This is a genomic window from Castellaniella defragrans 65Phen, from assembly GCF_000612685.1.
Lineage (GTDB): Bacteria > Pseudomonadota > Gammaproteobacteria > Burkholderiales > Burkholderiaceae_B > Castellaniella > Castellaniella defragrans.
In genome coordinates, this window is sequence record NZ_HG916765.1 from 50,002 (window position 1) to 67,778 (window position 17,777).

Annotated in this window: 14 protein-coding genes and 1 pseudogene; 5 read left to right on the plus strand and 10 right to left on the minus strand. The window is 72.1% G+C overall.

The annotated features are described in order from the left end of the window. Positions 1-127: 127 nt before the first annotated feature. A complete protein-coding gene (locus tag BN940_RS00175; protein ID WP_043678829.1) occupies positions 128-883 on the plus strand; it encodes a hypothetical protein in 756 nt (251 codons plus the stop codon). A 3-nt stretch (positions 884-886) separates the two neighbouring features. Here the strand turns inward: BN940_RS00175 and BN940_RS00180 are convergent, their stop codons facing one another. The 10 genes from BN940_RS00180 to BN940_RS17745 all read right to left on the minus strand — a co-directional run bounded on the left by BN940_RS00180 (position 887) and on the right by BN940_RS17745 (position 13,653). Then, positions 887-1,213: a type II toxin-antitoxin system PemK/MazF family toxin gene (locus tag BN940_RS00180; protein WP_043678832.1), complete on the minus strand. Its 327-nt coding sequence runs from the start codon at positions 1,211-1,213 to the stop codon at positions 887-889. After that, complete coding sequence (locus tag BN940_RS00185; protein WP_242404235.1) at positions 1,200-1,454, minus strand: addiction module antitoxin; 255 nt, start codon at positions 1,452-1,454, stop codon at positions 1,200-1,202. Before BN940_RS00185 ends, BN940_RS00180 begins: the two co-directional genes overlap by 14 nt. A 258-nt stretch (positions 1,455-1,712) precedes the next feature. Beyond that, positions 1,713-4,001: a TonB-dependent siderophore receptor gene (locus tag BN940_RS00190; RefSeq protein ID WP_043678834.1), complete on the minus strand. Its 2,289-nt coding sequence runs from the start codon at positions 3,999-4,001 to the stop codon at positions 1,713-1,715. A 226-nt stretch (positions 4,002-4,227) separates the two neighbouring features. After that, positions 4,228-6,309 (minus strand): MacB family efflux pump subunit, encoded by a 2,082-nt coding sequence (locus tag BN940_RS00195; protein ID WP_043678836.1) that lies wholly within the window; start codon positions 6,307-6,309, stop codon positions 4,228-4,230. Beyond that, entirely contained in the window at positions 6,306-7,538 is a 1,233-nt protein-coding gene (locus BN940_RS00200; RefSeq protein ID WP_242404236.1) for an efflux RND transporter periplasmic adaptor subunit, read from the minus strand. Before BN940_RS00200 ends, BN940_RS00195 begins: the two co-directional genes overlap by 4 nt. A gap of 14 nt (positions 7,539-7,552) precedes the next feature. Beyond that, complete coding sequence (locus BN940_RS00205) at positions 7,553-8,695, minus strand: YncE family protein (protein WP_043678838.1); 1,143 nt, start codon at positions 8,693-8,695, stop codon at positions 7,553-7,555. A gap of 43 nt (positions 8,696-8,738) precedes the next feature. After that, positions 8,739-11,183: a TonB-dependent siderophore receptor gene (locus tag BN940_RS00210; protein ID WP_052356004.1), complete on the minus strand. Its 2,445-nt coding sequence runs from the start codon at positions 11,181-11,183 to the stop codon at positions 8,739-8,741. A 137-nt stretch (positions 11,184-11,320) separates the two neighbouring features. Continuing rightward, positions 11,321-12,172, minus strand: a complete 852-nt coding sequence (locus BN940_RS00215) for a FecR family protein (RefSeq protein WP_052355489.1) — start codon at positions 12,170-12,172, stop codon at positions 11,321-11,323. 14 nt (positions 12,173-12,186) lie between these two features. Beyond that, complete coding sequence (locus tag BN940_RS00220; RefSeq protein ID WP_043678842.1) at positions 12,187-12,696, minus strand: RNA polymerase sigma factor; 510 nt, start codon at positions 12,694-12,696, stop codon at positions 12,187-12,189. A gap of 81 nt (positions 12,697-12,777) precedes the next feature. Continuing rightward, entirely contained in the window at positions 12,778-13,653 is an 876-nt protein-coding gene (locus BN940_RS17745) for an alpha/beta hydrolase-fold protein (RefSeq protein ID WP_052355490.1), read from the minus strand. A 124-nt stretch (positions 13,654-13,777) separates the two neighbouring features. Here BN940_RS17745 and BN940_RS00230 point away from each other — a divergent pair, with 124 nt between their 5' ends. The 4 genes and pseudogenes from BN940_RS00230 to BN940_RS17750 all read left to right on the plus strand — a co-directional run bounded on the left by BN940_RS00230 (position 13,778) and on the right by BN940_RS17750 (position 17,752). Continuing rightward, positions 13,778-14,833, plus strand: a complete 1,056-nt coding sequence (locus BN940_RS00230; RefSeq protein ID WP_043678845.1) for a FecCD family ABC transporter permease — start codon at positions 13,778-13,780, stop codon at positions 14,831-14,833. A 16-nt stretch (positions 14,834-14,849) separates the two neighbouring features. Continuing rightward, a pseudogene (locus BN940_RS00235) lies at positions 14,850-15,637 on the plus strand (ABC transporter ATP-binding protein). A 16-nt stretch (positions 15,638-15,653) separates the two neighbouring features. Beyond that, a complete protein-coding gene (locus BN940_RS00240) occupies positions 15,654-16,802 on the plus strand; it encodes an ABC transporter substrate-binding protein (RefSeq protein ID WP_043678847.1) in 1,149 nt (382 codons plus the stop codon). Next, positions 16,799-17,752, plus strand: coding sequence for an alpha/beta hydrolase (locus tag BN940_RS17750; RefSeq protein ID WP_052355491.1), 954 nt, complete (start codon positions 16,799-16,801; stop codon positions 17,750-17,752). Before BN940_RS00240 ends, BN940_RS17750 begins: the two co-directional genes overlap by 4 nt. Positions 17,753-17,777: the final 25 nt, after the last annotated feature.

The following is a 17,777-nucleotide window of genomic DNA, read 5'->3' on the forward strand; positions in this document are numbered from 1 at the left end:
GGATTCACCCGGTTCCTGCGCGCCGCGGGCGGACTGCTTCAGAGCCTTCCCGGGCCGATTTTTTGATTGTCGCTGATTTGCGATGAAAATTCAAACAATCGTTTGAATTTAAAGATGTCCCCGCACCATGGCTCGATTGCCCCGCCTCTACGCTCCCCGCATCCCTCAGTTGATCCAGGCCCGCTTCGCTCACCCGCTGGCGCCGGCCGACGCGCCCGCCCCGGCGGCGGCGCTGGACCGCATCCGCGACTGGCTGGCGGAGGAGGCCGGACGCGCGGCGGCGGGCGAGGCCGGCGCGGTGGCCCTGCATGCCTGGATCGTCCTGCCGGACCGGATCGCGCTGCTGGCCACGCCGGGGGACAAGGCGGCGCTGTCGCGCCTGATGCAGGCGCTGGGACGGCGCATGGGCTCGGGGCTGCTGCGCACGCGCGTGTACGCCGGACGCTACCGCAACGCCCTGCTGGAGCCGGGACGCTGGGTGCTGCCGGCCATGATCTGGCTGGAGTCGCTGGCGGCCTCGACCGGCCACGTCGGCGCGGCGACGCAGTGGCCCTGGTCGTCGGCGGCGGAACACGCCGGGCTGGGCGGCGCGGGCGTGGGAGGCGCCGCGGGCACCGGCGGCATGGCGGGGGCGCCCGCCTGGCGTCCGCTGCTGACGGACCATCCCGACTACTGGCGCGAAGGCGACACGCCCTTCGCCCGCCAGGCGGCCTGGCGCAACCGGCTGGCCGCCGGCCTGGGGGAATCACAAAGCCGGCAGATCGAGGCGGCGCTGGCGGGCCAGTGGGCGCTGGGGGAAAGGATATTCCTGGCGCACCTGGGGCGCCTGGCGTCCCGCCGGGTCAGCCCGGCGCCGCGCGGACGGCCGCGGAAGACGGTTTAGGGGTCAAAGCGGCAAGGCCAGATGCACCTTGATCGCGTCTTCAAGCGCCAGCAAGTCCGATTTGCTCAGACTGCCGACCTGCTTCTTGAGCCGCGATTTGTCCGCCGCCATGATCTGGTCGACCATGGCCTTGCTGGCCTGTCCATCCACTGTCACCAAGGCTTCGCCTGGATACTGGCGAGCCACATTGCTGGTCAGCGGCACGACGACCACCCGGACCAGGTGCCGGTTGGCTGCATCATTGCTGACAATGACCGCAGGCCGGGTCTTGCGAATTTCGCTACCTACGGCGGGATCGAATTCGACCCACCAGACCTCACCGCGTCGCATGAGGGGCCTTGGTCTCTGAAAGGCGCGGCTGATCGTCCGCCAGATCGCCAGCCAGGCCATTGCACCATGCCTGAGCCTCTTGTTCCCGCGACTCGTCCGCCGCCATCGCCTGATAGCCGCTATCCAGTGAATCACCCAGGACGTGCGGCCTGAGAAGATCTTCGATGAATTGACTCATATGGCGCCTCCCGACAGTCCGGTACAGTCCTTCATAAACCGCTTCGTCCAGCGTGATCGTCATCCGCTTATGCATGATGCACCTCCTAATACGTTATACGTATAACGTATCACAGGACACGCAGATGGATCCACAAAACACGCCTCAAAGACGCACAATACCGGCTTCACCACACACGATCCACTGCCGGATGGACATTTTCGACCCTCCGACTCCGCATCTCCTGTTGCCACCACCGATCAAAGCCATCCGGACATGGTAAAAATCCCGCGCCCCCTGGGAAAGGGAACGCGGGACTGATTGGTCGCAGCGACGGATCGGTCAGAACGAGCTGGTCACTTCCATGAAGAAGACGCGGCCGGGCTGGTTGTAGGTGTAGGCGCCGGCGCCGTAGATGTAGTTGGCGTTGTCCATGTTGACGCCGATCGCGTTGCCGCGGCGGAAGATGCGCTTGTCGAACAGGTTGTCCACGCCCGCCGTGACGCGCAGGTGCTTGTTGACCTTGTACTGCGTGCTCAGGCCGAACAGGGCGTAGGGCGGGATCTTGTCGGTGGCGCTGCCCGTCAGCGGCTGGCCGTAGTAGTCGTACTTCGGGCCTTCCTGCTCGCCGTAGACGGTGGCCTTGGCGCGCAGGGACCAGGCCGGCGTCACGGACCAGTCCAGGGTGCTGTTGATCGTGTATTCGGGAATGGTGGACAGGTGTTCGCCGGTCTCCTTGTTCTTGGACTCGATCATGTAGGTGAAGTTGGTCGACCACAGCCAGTCCCGGGCGAAGGGCCAGGTCAGGTTGCCTTCGATGCCCTGCACGACGGCACGGGGCACGTTCTCCCACTGGAAGATGTTCTGCCTGAGCCTGGTGCTGCCCACGAACGACCCGATGGGGGTGCGCCCCGCCTCGATCTTGTCGCGGTAGTCGTTGTGGAAGTAGGTCAGGCTGGCGCCCAGGCCGTCCGGGCTGCGGAATTCGATCCCCAGTTCCTTGTTGATGCTGGTTTCCGCCTTCAGGTCGGAATTCCCCAGCAGGAAGCAGCCGTCCGTGCCGCCCGGCGAGTTGCCCCAGCAGCCGTTGCCGGCGCTGTACAGCAGGTAGCCGGAATTGCTCTGGTAGAGATTGGGCGCCTTGTAGGCGCGGGCGATGCCGGCCTTCACCGTCCATTGGTCGTTGACCATGTAGGACAGGTTCAGCGACGGGCTCCAGTTGTTGCCCTGGAGGCTGTGATGGTCGAAGCGCAAGCCGGGCGTCACGGTCCAGCGATCGCCGATGTACAGGTTGTCCTCGGCGAACACCGAATAGATGTTGGCGTGCATCTTGGGCTGGTAGGCGAAGGGCACCACGGGCATCTTGGCGCTGGGAGCATTGCGCGAGGACAGATCGGAGGCATAGTCCTCCAGGTCCTGGCGCACCCATTCCAGGCCGAAGGTGCCCATCTGGTCGATGCCGCCCCAGTTCAGGCGCCGGCTCAGCTCGGTGTGGGCGGTCAGCGTGCGCAGATTGATGTCGCCGTAGCCGCCGTCCTTCACCGCCGCGTTGGTCGGGTCGTTGAAGGCGCCCTCGGTGCCGCCGGCCAGGCCTTCCAGCAGGCGGGAGTTGCGCGTGTGTTCGTACTGCAGGTAGCTCAGGGTGTGGGTGTCGGCGTTCCAGTCGCCCGTGTGGGTGATGGAATAGGCCTGGCGGTAGATGCGGTTGGTCTCGCCGCCCAGCTCGCGCTTGACCATCGCATTGGTGTTGGTGTTCTGCGTGTCGCCGACGTAGACGTTGCCCTGGCGCCCGTAACCGGCGCCGAACTCGATCTTGTGGCCGGCGGCCGGCTGCCAGCTCAGCACGCCGTTCAGGTCGCGGTTCTTGAAGCCTTCGCGGCCGGCGGGGAAGGTGCCCTTGTTGCCGCCGCCGCGCGGCGAGGCGTGCTCCTCGTTGATGTCGTACGCGTCGCCCTGGAAGTTCGCCGCGCTGCCCCACAGGCGGAAACCCAGGCTGTCGGAGATCGGGCCCGACAGGCTGAAGGTGGAGCGGGCGGTGGCGCCCTCGTCGCTGTGCGCCGGCGCGTTGCCGTAGACCGACACGGAGCCGCTCAGCGTGTCCGAGACGGGCTTGGTGATGATGTTCACCACGCCGCCGGCGGCGCCGTTGCCGTAGCGCGCGGCGGCGGGGCCGCGCAGGACCTCGATGCGCTCGATCTGCTCGGGCGGGATCCAGTTGGTGTCGCCGCGCGTGTCGCGTTCGCCGCGCCAGCCGAAGCGCACCGAGCCGCGCGAGGACACGGGCTTGCCGTCGATCAGGATCAGGGTGTTTTCCGGCCCCATGCCGCGGATGTCGATCTGGCGGTTGTTGCCGCGCTGGCCGCTGGAGGAATTGCCGGTCAGGTTCACGCCCGGCATGGTGCGGATGATCTCCGACACGTCGGTGGCGGGCGGGGACTTCTGGATGTCCTCGGACGTGATGGTGGACGCGCCCGGCGTCTGTTTCAGTTCCTGTTCGGCTTTGACGACGACGCGGTCGAGCTGGGCGACGCCCTCGGACGACTGCGCGCCGGCCGGGGCGGCGGCCAGGCCCAGCGCGATGAGCAGGCCGAGCGGCGGCAGGGCGCGGCCCTGAACCTTGGAGGCGGACATAGGGATTCCTTGGATTGCTGCAATGTGTCAAAAATCCCTGTGAATATAAACGATAACCGTTCCTATTTACAAATTGGAAGGTCCGGAAATGTCTGAATCCCGTGGCCAGGGCGCAACGGGAGCGGCCGCCCCAGCGCGATGCCGCGCCCTCCCCTTGGCGCGCGGCGCGCGGCGGGCAGCCGGGCGAGGGGCGACGGAGGCGGAAATGCCGGACCGGGGCTGCGCCCTATCCACCCGAGAGCGCGGCCACCGGATCGAGGCGGGCCGCCGCGCGGGCCGGCATCAGGCCGGAGGCCAGGCCGGTGGCGACGGCGCAGCCGAAGGCGCCGAGGAGGGCGGTCAGGGAGAACACCAGTTGGACGCCCGCCGCCAGCAGGGCCAGGCCGATGCCCAGACCCAGCGCCACGCCGGCCGCGCCGCCGCACAGGGACACCAGGGCGGCCTCGGTGAGGAACTGGCGCCGGATGTCGCGCCGGCGCGCGCCGACCGCCATGCGGATGCCGATCTCGCGCGTGCGTTCGCGCACCGTCATCAGCATGACGTTCATGACGCCGATGCCGCCGACCAGCAGGGACACGGCGGCGATCAGGCCCAGCATCAGGGTCATGGCGTTGCGCGATTCGGCGGCGGCCTGCAGCTTGGCCGCCGCGTTGCTGATGCCGAAACTCTCGCGGCCGTGGCGCATGCGCAGCAGGTCGCGCATGGCCGCCTCGGCCGCGACCGCGTGCTGCGGCGAGCGCGCCTCGACGACGGCGTACTCGGGCTCGCCGATGGAGGTGAAGATGCGCGCGCGGCCGGTGTCGAAAGGGATGAAGGCCTGGTCGTCGTAGCTCGCCGAACCCGATTCGGCGCCCTTGGCGCGCATGACGCCGATCACCTCGAAGGGCGTGGTGTCGATCAGCACGAGCTGGCCGATGGGGTCGGCCACGTCGGGCAGCAGCCGTTCCCGCAGGCGGCTGCCCAGCACCACCACGGGCGCCAGTTCGCGGTTCTCGGCGGCGATGTGGAAGCGCCCCCGGGCGACCGGCCAGCGATGGATGGCCGGCAGGTCGGCCGTGCTGGCGACGACGTAGGCGGGCCGCGCGTGCGCGCCGTGGCGCAGCATGACCGGATTGCCGATGACCGGCATGACGCGCGCGATCCCGGGCAGTTCGGCGACCGCCGCCAGGTCGTCCAGGGTGACGACGCCCTCCACGCCGCCCTCGGGCGCGACGCCGCCGCTGACGTACAGGATGGCGGCCCCCAGGGCGCCCATCTGGCGCACCACCTCCTCCTTGGCGCCGCGGCCGATGGCGAGCATGACGATGACCGAGGCGACGCCGGCGACGATGCCCAGCAGGGTCAGGGCGGTGCGCACGCGGTTGAGCGCCATCGACCGCCAGGCGGCGCGCCAGGCCTCGGCCAGGGCGGAGGCGGCGGGGGCGTGGCCGGCGCGGAGCCGCTCGCCCTTCCCGCCCCTGCCCTCTGTGTCCACGGGACGCGTCCCGGCACGGAGAGAAGGGCCGGCGTCCGCCGCCGCCGAGGCCGGCGAGGACACGCGCGCGGGAGCCGATGCGGACGCCGCCTCCGGCGCGGCGCCCGGCGCGGCGGGCAACGTGGCGGGCGGCGCGGCGGCTCCCGCGGCGGGCCGGTCGGCGACCACGCGCCCGTCGCGGATCTCGATGACGCGCCGGGCGCGGGCGGCCACCTGCGGATCGTGGGTGATGAGGATGAGGGTGTGGCCCCGGGCGGACAGCTCGTCGAACAGGGCCATGACCTCGGCGCCGCTGTGCGTATCCAGGGCGCCCGTGGGCTCGTCGGCCAGGATGACGCGGCCGCCGTTGGCCAGGGCGCGCGCGATCGACACGCGCTGCTGCTGGCCGCCGGAGAGCTGGGCCGGCCGGTGCGCCAGCCGCCCGCCCATGCCCAGGCGCTCCAGCAGCGCGGCCGCCCGCCGTTCGCGGTCCGCGCGCGCCTCGCCGGCGTAGAGGGCCGGCAGCGCGGCGTTTTCCAGGGCGCTGTCGGTCGGGATCAGGTGGTAGCCCTGGAACACGAAGCCGAAGGCCTCGCGCCGCAGCCGCGCGCGTTCGTCGGGCGGCAGGGCCGCGACATCGCGGCCCTCGAAGCGGTAGGTGCCGCTGTCGGGCCGGTCCAGACAGCCCAGGATGTGCATCAGCGTGGATTTCCCCGAGCCGGAGGCGCCGACGATGGCGACGTATTCGCCTTCCCGGATGGACAGGGACACGTCGCTCAGCGCCCGGGCGGGCGGCGCGCCGCCGGCGCCGCCGTAGGACCGGCCGATGCCGTCGAGCCGGATCAGGACGTTCACAGCACGAAGCGGGGCATGCCGTCCTGCGCGGCGCGATCGCCCAGGATCAGCAGCTCGCCCTCGGCCAGGCCCTCCAGGACTTCGGCCGCGCGGCGGTCGCGCGCGCCGATCCGGACGGTCCGCTGGACCGCGCGGCCGTCCTCCAGGACGCGGACCCGGTAGGTGCGCGCGGCGTCGGCGTCCCGGTCCATGCCGGCGCCCGCGCCGTCGCCCGCCGGACGCAGCGCCGCCAGGGGCACCCGCACGGCGTCCTCGACCTGGCGCGTGACGAAGGCCACCTGCGCGCTCATCCGGGGCAGCAGGGCGCGGTCGGTATTGGGTACGTCGAACAGCACGGTGTAGAACACGGCCTTGGCGCCGGCGGCCGGCTGCGCGGCGCCGCCGCCCATGGACTCCGCCGGCTCGGGCTGGGGCATGGGCAGCACCTGGCGCACCGTGCCGCGCCACTGGCGCCCGTCCTGGGCCAGCGTGGTGAAGACGGCCTCCATGCCCACGCGCAGGCGCGCGACGTCGGCTTCCGACACCTGCGTCCACACGGTCATGGCCGACAGGTCCGCGATGCGCAGCAGGTTGGGCGTCTGGTAGGTCGCGTTCAGGGTCTGGCCGGGCCGCGCCTCCAGCGAGACGACGGTGCCGGCGATGGGCGCATAGATCCGGCTGTAGCCCAGCAGCGCCTCGTCGCCCTGCAGCGAGGCCCGGGTGCGGCGGATGTCGGCCTCGATGCGCCGCACCGTCGCCTCGGCGGCCAGCAGGCCGGCCCGCGCGGCGTCGGCCTGCTGGGCCGGCGTGGCGCCGGCCCGCAGCAGGCGGCGGTGGCGTCCGGCGTCCGCCCGCGCCAGGCCGGCGGCGGCATGAGCCTCGTCCAGCTGGGCGTGCAGGGCGTCCAGCGAGGCGCGGCCCGCGTCCACGGTCGCCTGCTGCACGGACGCGTCGATCTCCACCAGCAGTTGCCCCGGACTGACCGTGTCGCCCGGCTGGACGTGGATCTTCTGGATCTGCCCGGACACCTGCGCGCCCACGTCCACGTAGTGCCGCGGCCGCAGGGTGCCCAGGGCGTGGACGGTGGCGCGCACCGGACCGCGCTCGACGCGCGCCACCTCGTAGGCGGGCGAGGCCGGCCGCCCGGCCCAGACGGCCGTGGCGGCCGCCGCCAGGGCCAGCAGGATCCAGCCGGCGCGCACGCGCCAGCGGCGGGCTGCGCCGGACGCCCCGCCTGCCGGATCCGCCACGGCCGCCTCGCGCCTCATCCGCGCAGGTCGATGCGCACGACGCTTTCCAGGCCGTCGGCCCGATGGGCGGGGTGCTTGTCGTCGTGCGGCCCCTTGATCGTGGCGAACAGGACCTGGCCGTCGGCCGACAGGGCCAGGCTGTTCGGATGGGCCGGCAGGTCGTGGCGCGCCTTCACGGCGTAGGTCGTGCCATCGATCACCGTGATCGCGCCCGTGCCCATGGGGTGCGCGCGCGAAGCGCCCCGGTTGCTCACGTAGATCTCGTCGCGGACCGGGTTGTAGAGCACGTCCAGGGCGCTCTCGCCCACGGGGACGGCCGCCAGGACGCGGCCGGTCGCGGTGTCGAAGACGACCAGGCGGCCGCTGTTGGCGTCGGCGCCGAACAGGCGCGCGCCGGTGCCGTCCAGCGCGACGTTCACCAGGAAGGGTTCGGCGCCGTCCAAGGCGAAGCGGCGCAGGATCTTGCCGCCGTCCGGGTCGATGACGCTCACGCCGTAGTCCCCGCCCTGGCCGACGTACAGGCGGTTCGCGGCGGGGTCGTAGGCCGCGCCGGCGGGCCATTTGCGCAGGCCGGACAGGGTGTGCAGAAGGGCGCCGCGCTTCAGGTCCACGATCCAGACCTTGCCCGCCGTGTCGGGATTGGTGACGAACATGCGGCCGCGCGCCTCGTCCAGCACGATCTGGCGGACGTGCTCGAAGCCGCCCTTGGCCTTGGCCTGGCCGAGCCGGTAATTCGCCGCCTTCCCGGCCTTCAGGTCGATGGCCTGCACGCTGCCGTTCAGAGTGTTGCCGGCGTACAGCGTGTCCGTGCGCGCGTCGTAGGCCAGCCCGTAGGGCTTGCGCTCGGTCTGGATGACGACCTTGGTTTCCAGGGTGTCGGGATCCAGGCGGTAGATGGCGCCGCCTTCATCGGCCTTGAAGCTCGCGCCCGCGGAGGCCACGAACACGTCGCCGCCGGCCACCACCAGTTCGTAGAGCCCGGGGGCGAGGTCGCGGCGCAGCACGGCCTGCCGCGCCGGGGTCTGGGCGGCCTCCGCACCCGGGCCGGATTTGCCGGACTGGACGCCGGGGGCGGCGCAGGCGGCCAGCGCCGCGCACAGGACGAGCATGCCCAGGCGGGCCGGCCGGCGATGGAAGGGGATGGATCGGGTCTGCATGATGCGGATTCCTTTCAATGAAGCGGGTCGATGGTCCGGCGCGTCAGAAGCGCATGTCCAGGCCGAGCCGGAACGAGCGCGGCGCGCCGTAGTAGGTCGAACCGGGTTCGGGGTGGTAGTACTTGTCGAACACGTTGTAGACGTTCAGGCGGGCCGAGACGAGGCGGCTGAACTGGTAGCGCGCCATCAGGTCCACCACGGCGTAGGCGTCCTGCTCGATCAGCTGCTTGCTGCCCAGCGGATCGGTGAGCCGGGTGAAGGCGCGGCTCTGCCAGCGCACGCCGCCGCCCACCGTCAGACCCTGGCCGATGCCGGGCCAGCGGTAGCTGGTGAACAGCTTCACCGTGTTCTGCGGCACGTTGGTGTTCAGCGTGGCGCCGTCGCGGTCCTGCGACAGGGCGCGGGTGAAGCCGGCGGCTACCTGCCAATTCGGCAGCACCTCGCCGGACGCCTCCAGGTCGATGCCCTGGGTGGTGGTGCCGGAGACGGCCTCGTAGGCCTGGCCGCCGGTGGGGGTCTTCACGCCGGGCAGGGCCACCGCGAGATTGTCCTGCTGCGCGCGGAACAGGGCGGCCGACACGTTCAGGCCGCCGTCCAGCAGCTCGCCCTTGGCGCCGACTTCGTAGCTGCGGCCCAGCAGCGGGGCGAGGTAGTCGCCCTGCGGGTCCTGGTTGTTCTGCGGCTTGAAGATGTCGGTATAGCTGGCATAGACGGACCACTCGTCGTTCAGGTCGTAGACCAGGCCGACGTAGGGCGTGAGCTTGTCGGATTCGTGGCGGTCCAGGTGCGTCCTGCGGCCGCTGTCGTAGGCCGTGTCCTTGATGTTTTCCCAGCTGGTCACGCGCGTGCCGACGATCAGCGACAGGCGGTCGGTGGGCTTGAAGCGCGCGGTGGCGTAGGCGCTGGTCAGGTTCTCGCGGTTGTCGATGTCGCCGACCGCGGGATTGAACGGCTCGGCGGGCGTGCGGCCGTCCCAGGTGTAGAGATTGCCGAGCACCGGCGCGAACCAGCCGGCGCCGTCCGGCGAGTCGTAGGGCGAGGTCTCGTTGCGGGTGCGGGACGCCGTGGCGCCGAACACCAGCTCGTGTTCCCGGCCCAGCAGGGTGAAGGGACCGGTGGCATACACGTCCACCGAGGTCTGCACCGGCTTGCCCGCCCAGCGGCCCGCGTACAGGACGGCGCCCGAGCCCGTGGCGCGATCGACGCTGCCGCCCACGGCGTAGCCCAGCACTTCGTCATAGTGGTAGGCGCTGCGCTCCAGCGTGGCCTTGGCCTTCCAGCCGTTGTCGAAGCGGTGCTCCAGCGAGGCGAACCAGGTCTGGTTGTGGCGCCGGGAATAGGCCCATTGCGCGGCGGAGGACTTGGAGCGGTCCCAGTCGGTGCGCCCGCCGTCCTTGTAGAACATCGGCAGGCCGCCGCGCGCGTGGCCGGTGGCGTCCTGGTTCTGGTACAGAAAGCCCAGGGTGGCCAGGGTGTCCGGCCCCAGGTCGGCCTCGACGATGCCGTACAGGGTCTTGCCGCGTTCCTCCAAGCGCTCCAGCCAGGAGCCGTTCTTCTGCCAGGCCGCGACCAGCCGGCCGCGCACGGTGCCCGCCTCGTTCAGTGGCGTGGACACGTCCGCCTCGGTCCGGTACAGGTCCCAGGAGCCGGTCTCGACGCTGGCGCGCGCCTGGAATTCGCGCGTGGGGCGCTTGCGGATCAGGTTGATCGTCGCGCCGGGCGCGCCCACGCCGCTCATCAGGCCGTTGGCGCCGCGGATCACCTCGACCCGGTCGTAGGCCGCCATGTCGGCGGTCTGGAAGATGCCGTTGTAGCCGCTGTTGATCAGGTTGACCCCGTCGATCTGGTAGTTCTCCACCCGGAAGCCGCGCGCGTAGACGGGACTGGTGTCCGAACCCCGGTTGCCCGAGGCAGGCATCACCAGGCCCGGCGTGTTGTCCACGACGTCCGCGAGCTGGGTCAGGCCCTGGTCGTCCATGCGCTGGCGCGTGATCACGCTGACCGACTGCGGCGTCTCGCGCACGGAGAGGTTCAGGCGCGTGGAGGTGTTGCTGGCGCGCGCGGCATAGGACTGGGTGCCCTCCGTGGTCGGGTCCAGCGCGCCGCGCACGACCACCGGCTGCAGCACCCGCGCGTCGCCGCCCGCGTCCTCGCCGCGGCGCACGACCGTGTAGCGGTTCGGCCCGCTCATCCGGGCTTCCAGGCCGGAGCCCTGCAGCAGGCGCTCCAGCGCCTCGGAGGCGGAATAGTTCCCCCGCAGGGCCGGCGCCTGGCGCTGTTCCGCCAGCGCGGTCGGGAAGATCACCTGCAGCCCGGTGCGCGCGGCCAGCGCGTTGAGGGCCTGGTCCAGCGGCTGGGCCGGCAGGTCCAGGCTCGTCACGGCGGCCTGGGCCTGGACCGCGGCCGGACCGCAGGCCAGGCCGCCCGCGGCCAGGGCGGCGGACAGCACCGCCACGGCCCCGCGCCGGGGTTTCCGGGATTTTTCCATGGTCTTCACTCCCTGTGTAGATAATGAGATTGAGAATTGATCAAATCAGGAGCAATGACGATCCCCGGAGCCCCGACCTGGACGTTCGGTTACCAATATTTACGATTTCAGCGGGTTTTCCGGCGGGATTGACGGGCTCAGCGGGCGGACACCAGAACGAGGCCGTCCGGACGGCGCTCCACCCGCAGGGGCAGGATGGCGGGCAGGCTGTCGATGAGCGCTTCGACGTCGCGGATGCGGTATTCGCCCGACAGGCGCGGCTCGGGCCCGGACACGGGACCGCCGGCCCAGCGGACGGGCGCGGCGCGGTAGTGGCCGAGCAGCGCCAGCACCTCGGACAGGGGCGTGCCGTCGAACCGCAGCCGGCCCTCGCGCCAGGCGGTCTCGCGCTCCAGGGCGGCGACGCTGGCGGGCAGCGGGCGCAGCGTGCCGAGGTCCAGCGCCTGCCCGGCGCCCAGTTCCGCCCGGCCGGACGGACCCGAGACTTCCACCCGGCCTTCCAGCACGGCCACCTGGGCGCCGTCGCCCTCGCGCCGCACGCGGAAGACCGTGCCGATGTCGCGGATGACCGTGTCGCCCACGTACACGCGCAGCGGCCGCCAGTTCGCGGCCACGTCCAGCACGGCCTGGCCGGCGTTCAGGCGCAGGTCGCGCGACCGCAGCCGCAACTGCATCGTCAGGGACGAGCGGCTGTCGAGCGCGACCACCGTGCCGGCGTGCGCCGTCCAGGCGCGGGGCGCGCCCGCCGCCACGACCACGGTGCGCTCCTTCAGCACCGGATTCCAGGCCCACAGGCCCGCGCACAGCGCCACGCAGGCCGCCGCCGCGCCCTGGCGGCGCCGCAGCCGGCGCTGCGCCGACTGCGCCTTGGCCTCGCGCAGGATGTCCTCGCGCGAGGGCAGGCGGGCCCGCAGGGCGTCCTCGAACGGCACGAAGGGGTCGGCGGGCGCGGCGTCCGCCTGGGGCGGGCGTGCGGGCGCCGGGGGCATCCGCCTGTCGGGCATCAGGGCACCCACCGCTCGCGGATGCGCCGGATCGCCTGCGCGTAGTGCTTGGCGACGGCGTTGAGGGACAGCCCCAGCTCGCCGGCGATCGCCGTCTGGGGCATGTCGTAGAGGCGGTGCAGGATGAAGACCTGGCGCGCCCGGTCGGGCAGGGCGAGGATCACGGCGGCGAGTTCCTCCGTGGCCTGCATGCCGCGCAGATAGGTGGCGGCATCCTCGTGCTCGGCCTGGACCATGCGGCCGGCCAGCGTCTCGGCGAGGCGGGCGCGCACGGCGTCGCCGCGGCGCCGGTCGATCGCGCGATTGCGCAGCACGCGGCGCAGGAAGGCCAGCGGCTGGCGCACGCCGGCGGGCTCGGGCCGGTCCAGCAGGTCGACGCAGACCTCGTGCACCACGTCGCGCGCGAAATCGGCGTCGCCGAAGCGGCGGCCGACGTAGCCGACCAGGTCGTCGTAATGATGGGTCAGGCTGGCGACCAGGCCGCCCGTCCCCGGCTCTGTGGATTCCATGAACTGCCGGTCCCTCGGATACCCGGCGCAAGCCTCCCGTATCCCTGTGAACGCAAATGAGAATTAATATTTATACCTTAACTATAGCATCCGCAGCAGCCAGCGCCAGCCCGGCATCAAGGCGTCGAGCGGCGCGGTCCGGTGGGTGCGTCCCGGCAGCACGGCGTCCTCCAGCCGCAGGCCGGGGCACAGGGCCAGTTCCCCGGCCAGCTCGCGCATGCCGTCCACCATGGCGCGCGACCGGCGCATGGCCAGGCGGCGGGCGCGCTCCTCCTCGGCGAGGCCGGGGCCGCATTCCTCGGGCGCCAGGCCCTGCTCGTATTCCCCCACGGTCAGCCGCACGCCCAGCGCCGGCACGCCGCGCGCGCACAGCCAGGGCCGGCGGCGGCGCAGCAGCCGGCCGGCGTAGCGGCCGCCCCACCAGACGGAGGGGCTGGACAGCACGTAGCCGTCGAAGGCATGCGGCCGGTGGGTCAGCACGTACAGGGCGAACAGGGCGCCCAGGGAATGGCCGCACAGGACCTGGCGGCGCGGGTCCAGGCGCCATTCGCCGCCGACCCGGCCGCGCACGCGGTCCAGGACGCGCAGCCAGCGGGCGGCGCCCGCGCGCACGCCGGGCAGGGCGAGAGCGCCGGCGGCCGCCGCCCCGGTCCCGACTCCGGCCCCAGCGCCGGTCCCGGCCGCGCCGGGACCCGGTTCCGCCAGCCGCCCCGCCCCGCGCGCACCCCAGCCGGCCGGCACGTAGTCCCAGCGGCGGTCTTCGGGCACGCCCGGGCCCAGGCCCACCAGCAGGCCGGGCAGGCCCGCCGGATCGGCGCGCATGGCCTCGAACTGCTTGAGATCGAGCACGTAGGCCACGGGCCAGCCGTCCGCGGGCATGAGGCCGGACGGCAGGGCGGTCCGCACGGCGCAGGTGCGGCCGTCCTCCAGGGGCAGATCGAAGGCGGGCGAAGTCATGTTCCACTATACTGGCGGGGCCGTAAACGGTTCTCATTCTATACACTCCCTATACACTCATTCATCCGCCCACTCCGGTCCCGCGCCCGCCGCCCCGCACGGCGGACCGCCGCCCCTCTTTCGCATGGACGCCTCGCTGACGACTTCCGCCCCGGTTCTGACCGACTACCGGCGCATGCTGCGCCGCCGCTGGCTGATGGTCGCGCTGCTGTCGGTCGTCATCCTGGCCTCGATCCTGGCGGACTTCATGCTGGGCCCGTCGGGCCTGGGCTGGGCGGAGCTGAGCCACGCGCTGTTCCACCCCGATCTGGCCGACCCGACCACCCGCGTCATCGTCTGGGACATCCGCCTGCCCTACGCCCTGATGGCGGTGGCGGTGGGCCTGGCCCTGGGCCTGGCGGGCGGCGAGATGCAGACCATCCTGAACAATCCGCTGGCCAGCCCCTTCACGCTGGGACTCTCGTCGGCGGCGGCGTTCGGGGCGTCGCTGGCCATCGTGCTGGGCCTGTCGCTGCCGGGCGTGCCGCAGTCCTGGACCATCGCCGCCAACGCCTTCGTCTTCGCGCTGGTCTCGGCGCTGCTGCTGGACGCGGTGGCGCGCTGGGGCTCGATGAGCACGTCCGGGCTGGTGCTGTTCGGCATCGCGCTGGTGTTCTCCTTCAACGCGGCGGTGTCGCTGGTGCAGTTCGTGGCCAGCGCCGAGGCGCTGCAGGGCCTGGTGTTCTGGACCATGGGCAGCCTGGCGCGTTCCTCCTGGCCGAAGGTCGGCATCCTGCTGCTGGTCTTCGCCGCGCTGCTGCCGCTGTCGCTGCGCGACACCTGGAAGCTGACGGCGCTGCGCCTGGGCGAGGACCGCGCCGCGAGCTTCGGCATCGACGTGCCGCGCCTGCGGCTGACGGCGCTGGTGCGCATCAGCGTGCTGGCCGCGCTGGCCGTGTCCTTCGTCGGCACCATCGGCTTCATCGGGCTGATCGCGCCGCACATCGCGCGCCGCCTGTTCGGCGAGGACCACCGCTTCTACCTGCCGGGCAGCGCCCTGGTGGGCGGGACGATCCTGTCGCTCGCCTCGATCGCCTCCAAGAACATCGTGCCCGGCATCATCGTGCCGGTGGGCATCGTCACCTCGCTGGTCGGGGTGCCGTTCTTCCTGGCGGTGGTGCTGCGCCGCCAAATGAAATAGCCATGCCGAAATAGCCATGCTGCAGATTCAGGACCTGTCGGTCGCCTACGGCCGCCGCTCCATCATCCGCGACCTGACCGCCGGGCCGCTGCTGCCCGGCCGGGTGGTGTCCCTGCTGGGCCCCAACGGCAGCGGCAAGTCCACGCTGCTCAAGGCCCTCGCAGGCCTGCTCAAGGTCGAGCGCGGCCAGGTGCTGCTCGACGGCCAGGACCTGACGAAGCTGTCGTTCGAGCGCCGCGCGCAGCGCGTGGTCTACCTGCCGCAGTCCCTGCCGGCGGCCGTGCACCTGCGGGTCTTCGAGTCCGTGATGGTGGCCGCGCGCGCCTCGGACCTGGACCCGCGCGCGCAGGACGCGAGCCCGCAGCGCATCCTGGACGTGCTCGGACGCCTGGGCATCGAGCACCTGGCCATGCATTACCTGGACCAGCTCTCCGGCGGCCAGAAGCAGCTGGTGGGCCTGGCCCAGGCGCTGATCCGCACGCCGCGCCTGCTGCTGCTGGACGAGCCGCTGTCGGCTCTGGACCTGAACTACCAGTGCCACGTGATGGACCTGCTGGCCCAGGAAACCCGCGAGCACGGCCTGACCACGCTGATCGTGCTGCACGACCTGAACATCGCCCTGCAGCGCAGCGACGAGGCCCTGCTGATCCGCGCGCGGGCGAGCTGGTCGGCCACGGCCGGCCGGACGCGGTCGTCACGGCCCGCTCCCTGGCCGACGTCTACCAGGTCGAGGCCCGGGTGGAAACCTGCTCGCGCGGGCTGTCCCACGTGCTGATCGACGGGCTGTGCGCCCCGGCCTCCTGACTGCGATAATCCCCCCATGTCCGCACTCCTGAAATTCCTGCGCGCCCTGCCGCTGGTCCTGGCCTGCCTGGCCGGCGCGGCGACGGCCGCCCCCATCCAGGTCACCGACGTCCTGGGCCGCCAGGTCGCGCTGCCCGGGCCCGCGCACCGCGTCGTGCTGGCGCAGGCGCGGCATTTCCAGGTGCTGTCCCTGCTGGCGCCGGATCCGGCCGCCCTGCTGGCCGGCTGGTCCGACGAGTTCCGGACCTCGTTCGCGCCGGACTACGAAGTCGCCCTGAAACGCTTCCCCGCCCTGGCGCAGGTGCCGGTCGTGGGGCGCCACACGCCGGACTCGTTCTCGGTGGAGCGCACGCTGGCCCTGCGTCCCGACCTGGTGGTGATGACCGCCACCTTCGCCGGCCTGGCGCCCGGCCAGCCGGCCAGCGAATCGCCGCTGATCGGCCGGCTGGAGGCCGCCGGGGTGCCGGTGATCGTGATCGACTTCTTCATCCGGCCGATGGAAAACACCGTGCCCAGCCTGCGCGCCCTGGGGCGCGCCATCGGCCAGGCGGACCGCACCGAGGCCTTCATCGCCTTCTACCAGCGGCACATGCGCACCGTCGCCGAACGGCTGGCCGACCTGCCCGCGGACCGGCGTCCGCCGGTTTTCGTCCATGCCCACGCGGGCAGCACCGACTGCTGCAATTCGCCGGGCACGGGCACCTTCAACGAAATGATCGCCTACGCGGGCGGCCACAACATTGGCGCCGACGTCCTGAAAAGCGCCACGGGCAAGCTGAACTTTGAATACATCAACGCGCGCGCCCCCCAGGTCTACGTCGCCACCGGCACCGGCTCGCGCAAGGGCACGGGTCTGGCGATCGGCGCCGGGGTGTCCGAGGCCGACGCCCGCGCCAGCCTAGCGCGCCTGATCGAAGCCAACCGCCTGGGCGCCCTGCCGGCGGTGCGCTCGGGCAACAGCCACGGCATCTGGCACGCCTTCAACGATTCGCCGCTGCACGTGGTCTTCATCGAGGCCCTGGCCCACTGGATCCATCCGGACCGCTTCGCCGACGTGGATCCCGCCGGGACGCTGCGCGAGATCAACGAACGGTTCCTGGCCGTCCCCCTGGAAGGCACCTACCTGGTGGACCTGAAACCCGGGGCCGGGCCCGGCGCCCGATGAGCCTGCGGGCCACCGTGCTGGCGGCCGGTGCGCCCGGCGCGCGCCGCCTGCGCCTGCACGTTCCCGCCGGCGCACCGCCCCCGCGCGGCTGGCCGCTGCTGGTCCTGCTGGACGGCGACTGGGTGTGGCCGCTGGATCCGCCCACCGGCCACGAATCGGCCTGCGCGGTGCTGATCCCGGGCCACGGCGGCATGCACGGCCCCGTGCTGCCGCGGCTGTCCAGGCAGGGCGGGCCGGCCCAGGCCGGCCTCCAGACGCAGGCCCTGGCGCGGCGCGCGCTGGACTTCACGCCGCCCGCGCCGGACGGCGGCCGCTGGCCCGATCCGCGCCGGCCCGAATGGCAGTGCGGCGGCGCGGATGCGTTCCTGGATGCGCTGCTGGGGCCGATGCTGGACTGGGCGGGCGCCCAGGCGCCCCTCGATCCCCGCCGCCTGTGCCTGTACGGCCATTCCTACGGCGGCCTGTGCGCGCTCTACGCGCTGGTGCGGCACCCCGGCCGGTTCGCCCACACGATCTGCGCCAGCCCCTCGCTCTGGTGGCGCGACGGACGGATCGAGGCCCTGCTGGACGGGCTGCCCCGCAGCCTGCCGGCCGATCCCGCCCAGGCGCCCGGGGGTCCGGCCAGCCCGGGCGATGCCGTTTCTCCGGCGCCCGGCGGTCCGGACGGGGCCGGCCCATCCACGCCCCGCCCGCATCCGGCGGCGCCCCGGGTGCGGCTGACCCTCATGGCCGGCACGGACGAGCGCTGGTATCCCCGGCCCCTCGATCCCACGCGCCCGCGCCGTCCGGCCGACGGCATCCCGACCCTGCCGCGGCTGGAGGCCCTGCTGGACCGCCTGGCCGGCATCCCCTGGCTGGACTGTGCGCTGGAGCGCCTGGACGGCACCCACCACGGCGACGCGCTGCGCGCCAGCGCGCGGCGGGCGATGGCGCTCGCCGCCGCGACGTGACGCGCGCCGGACGACGCCGCCTGCC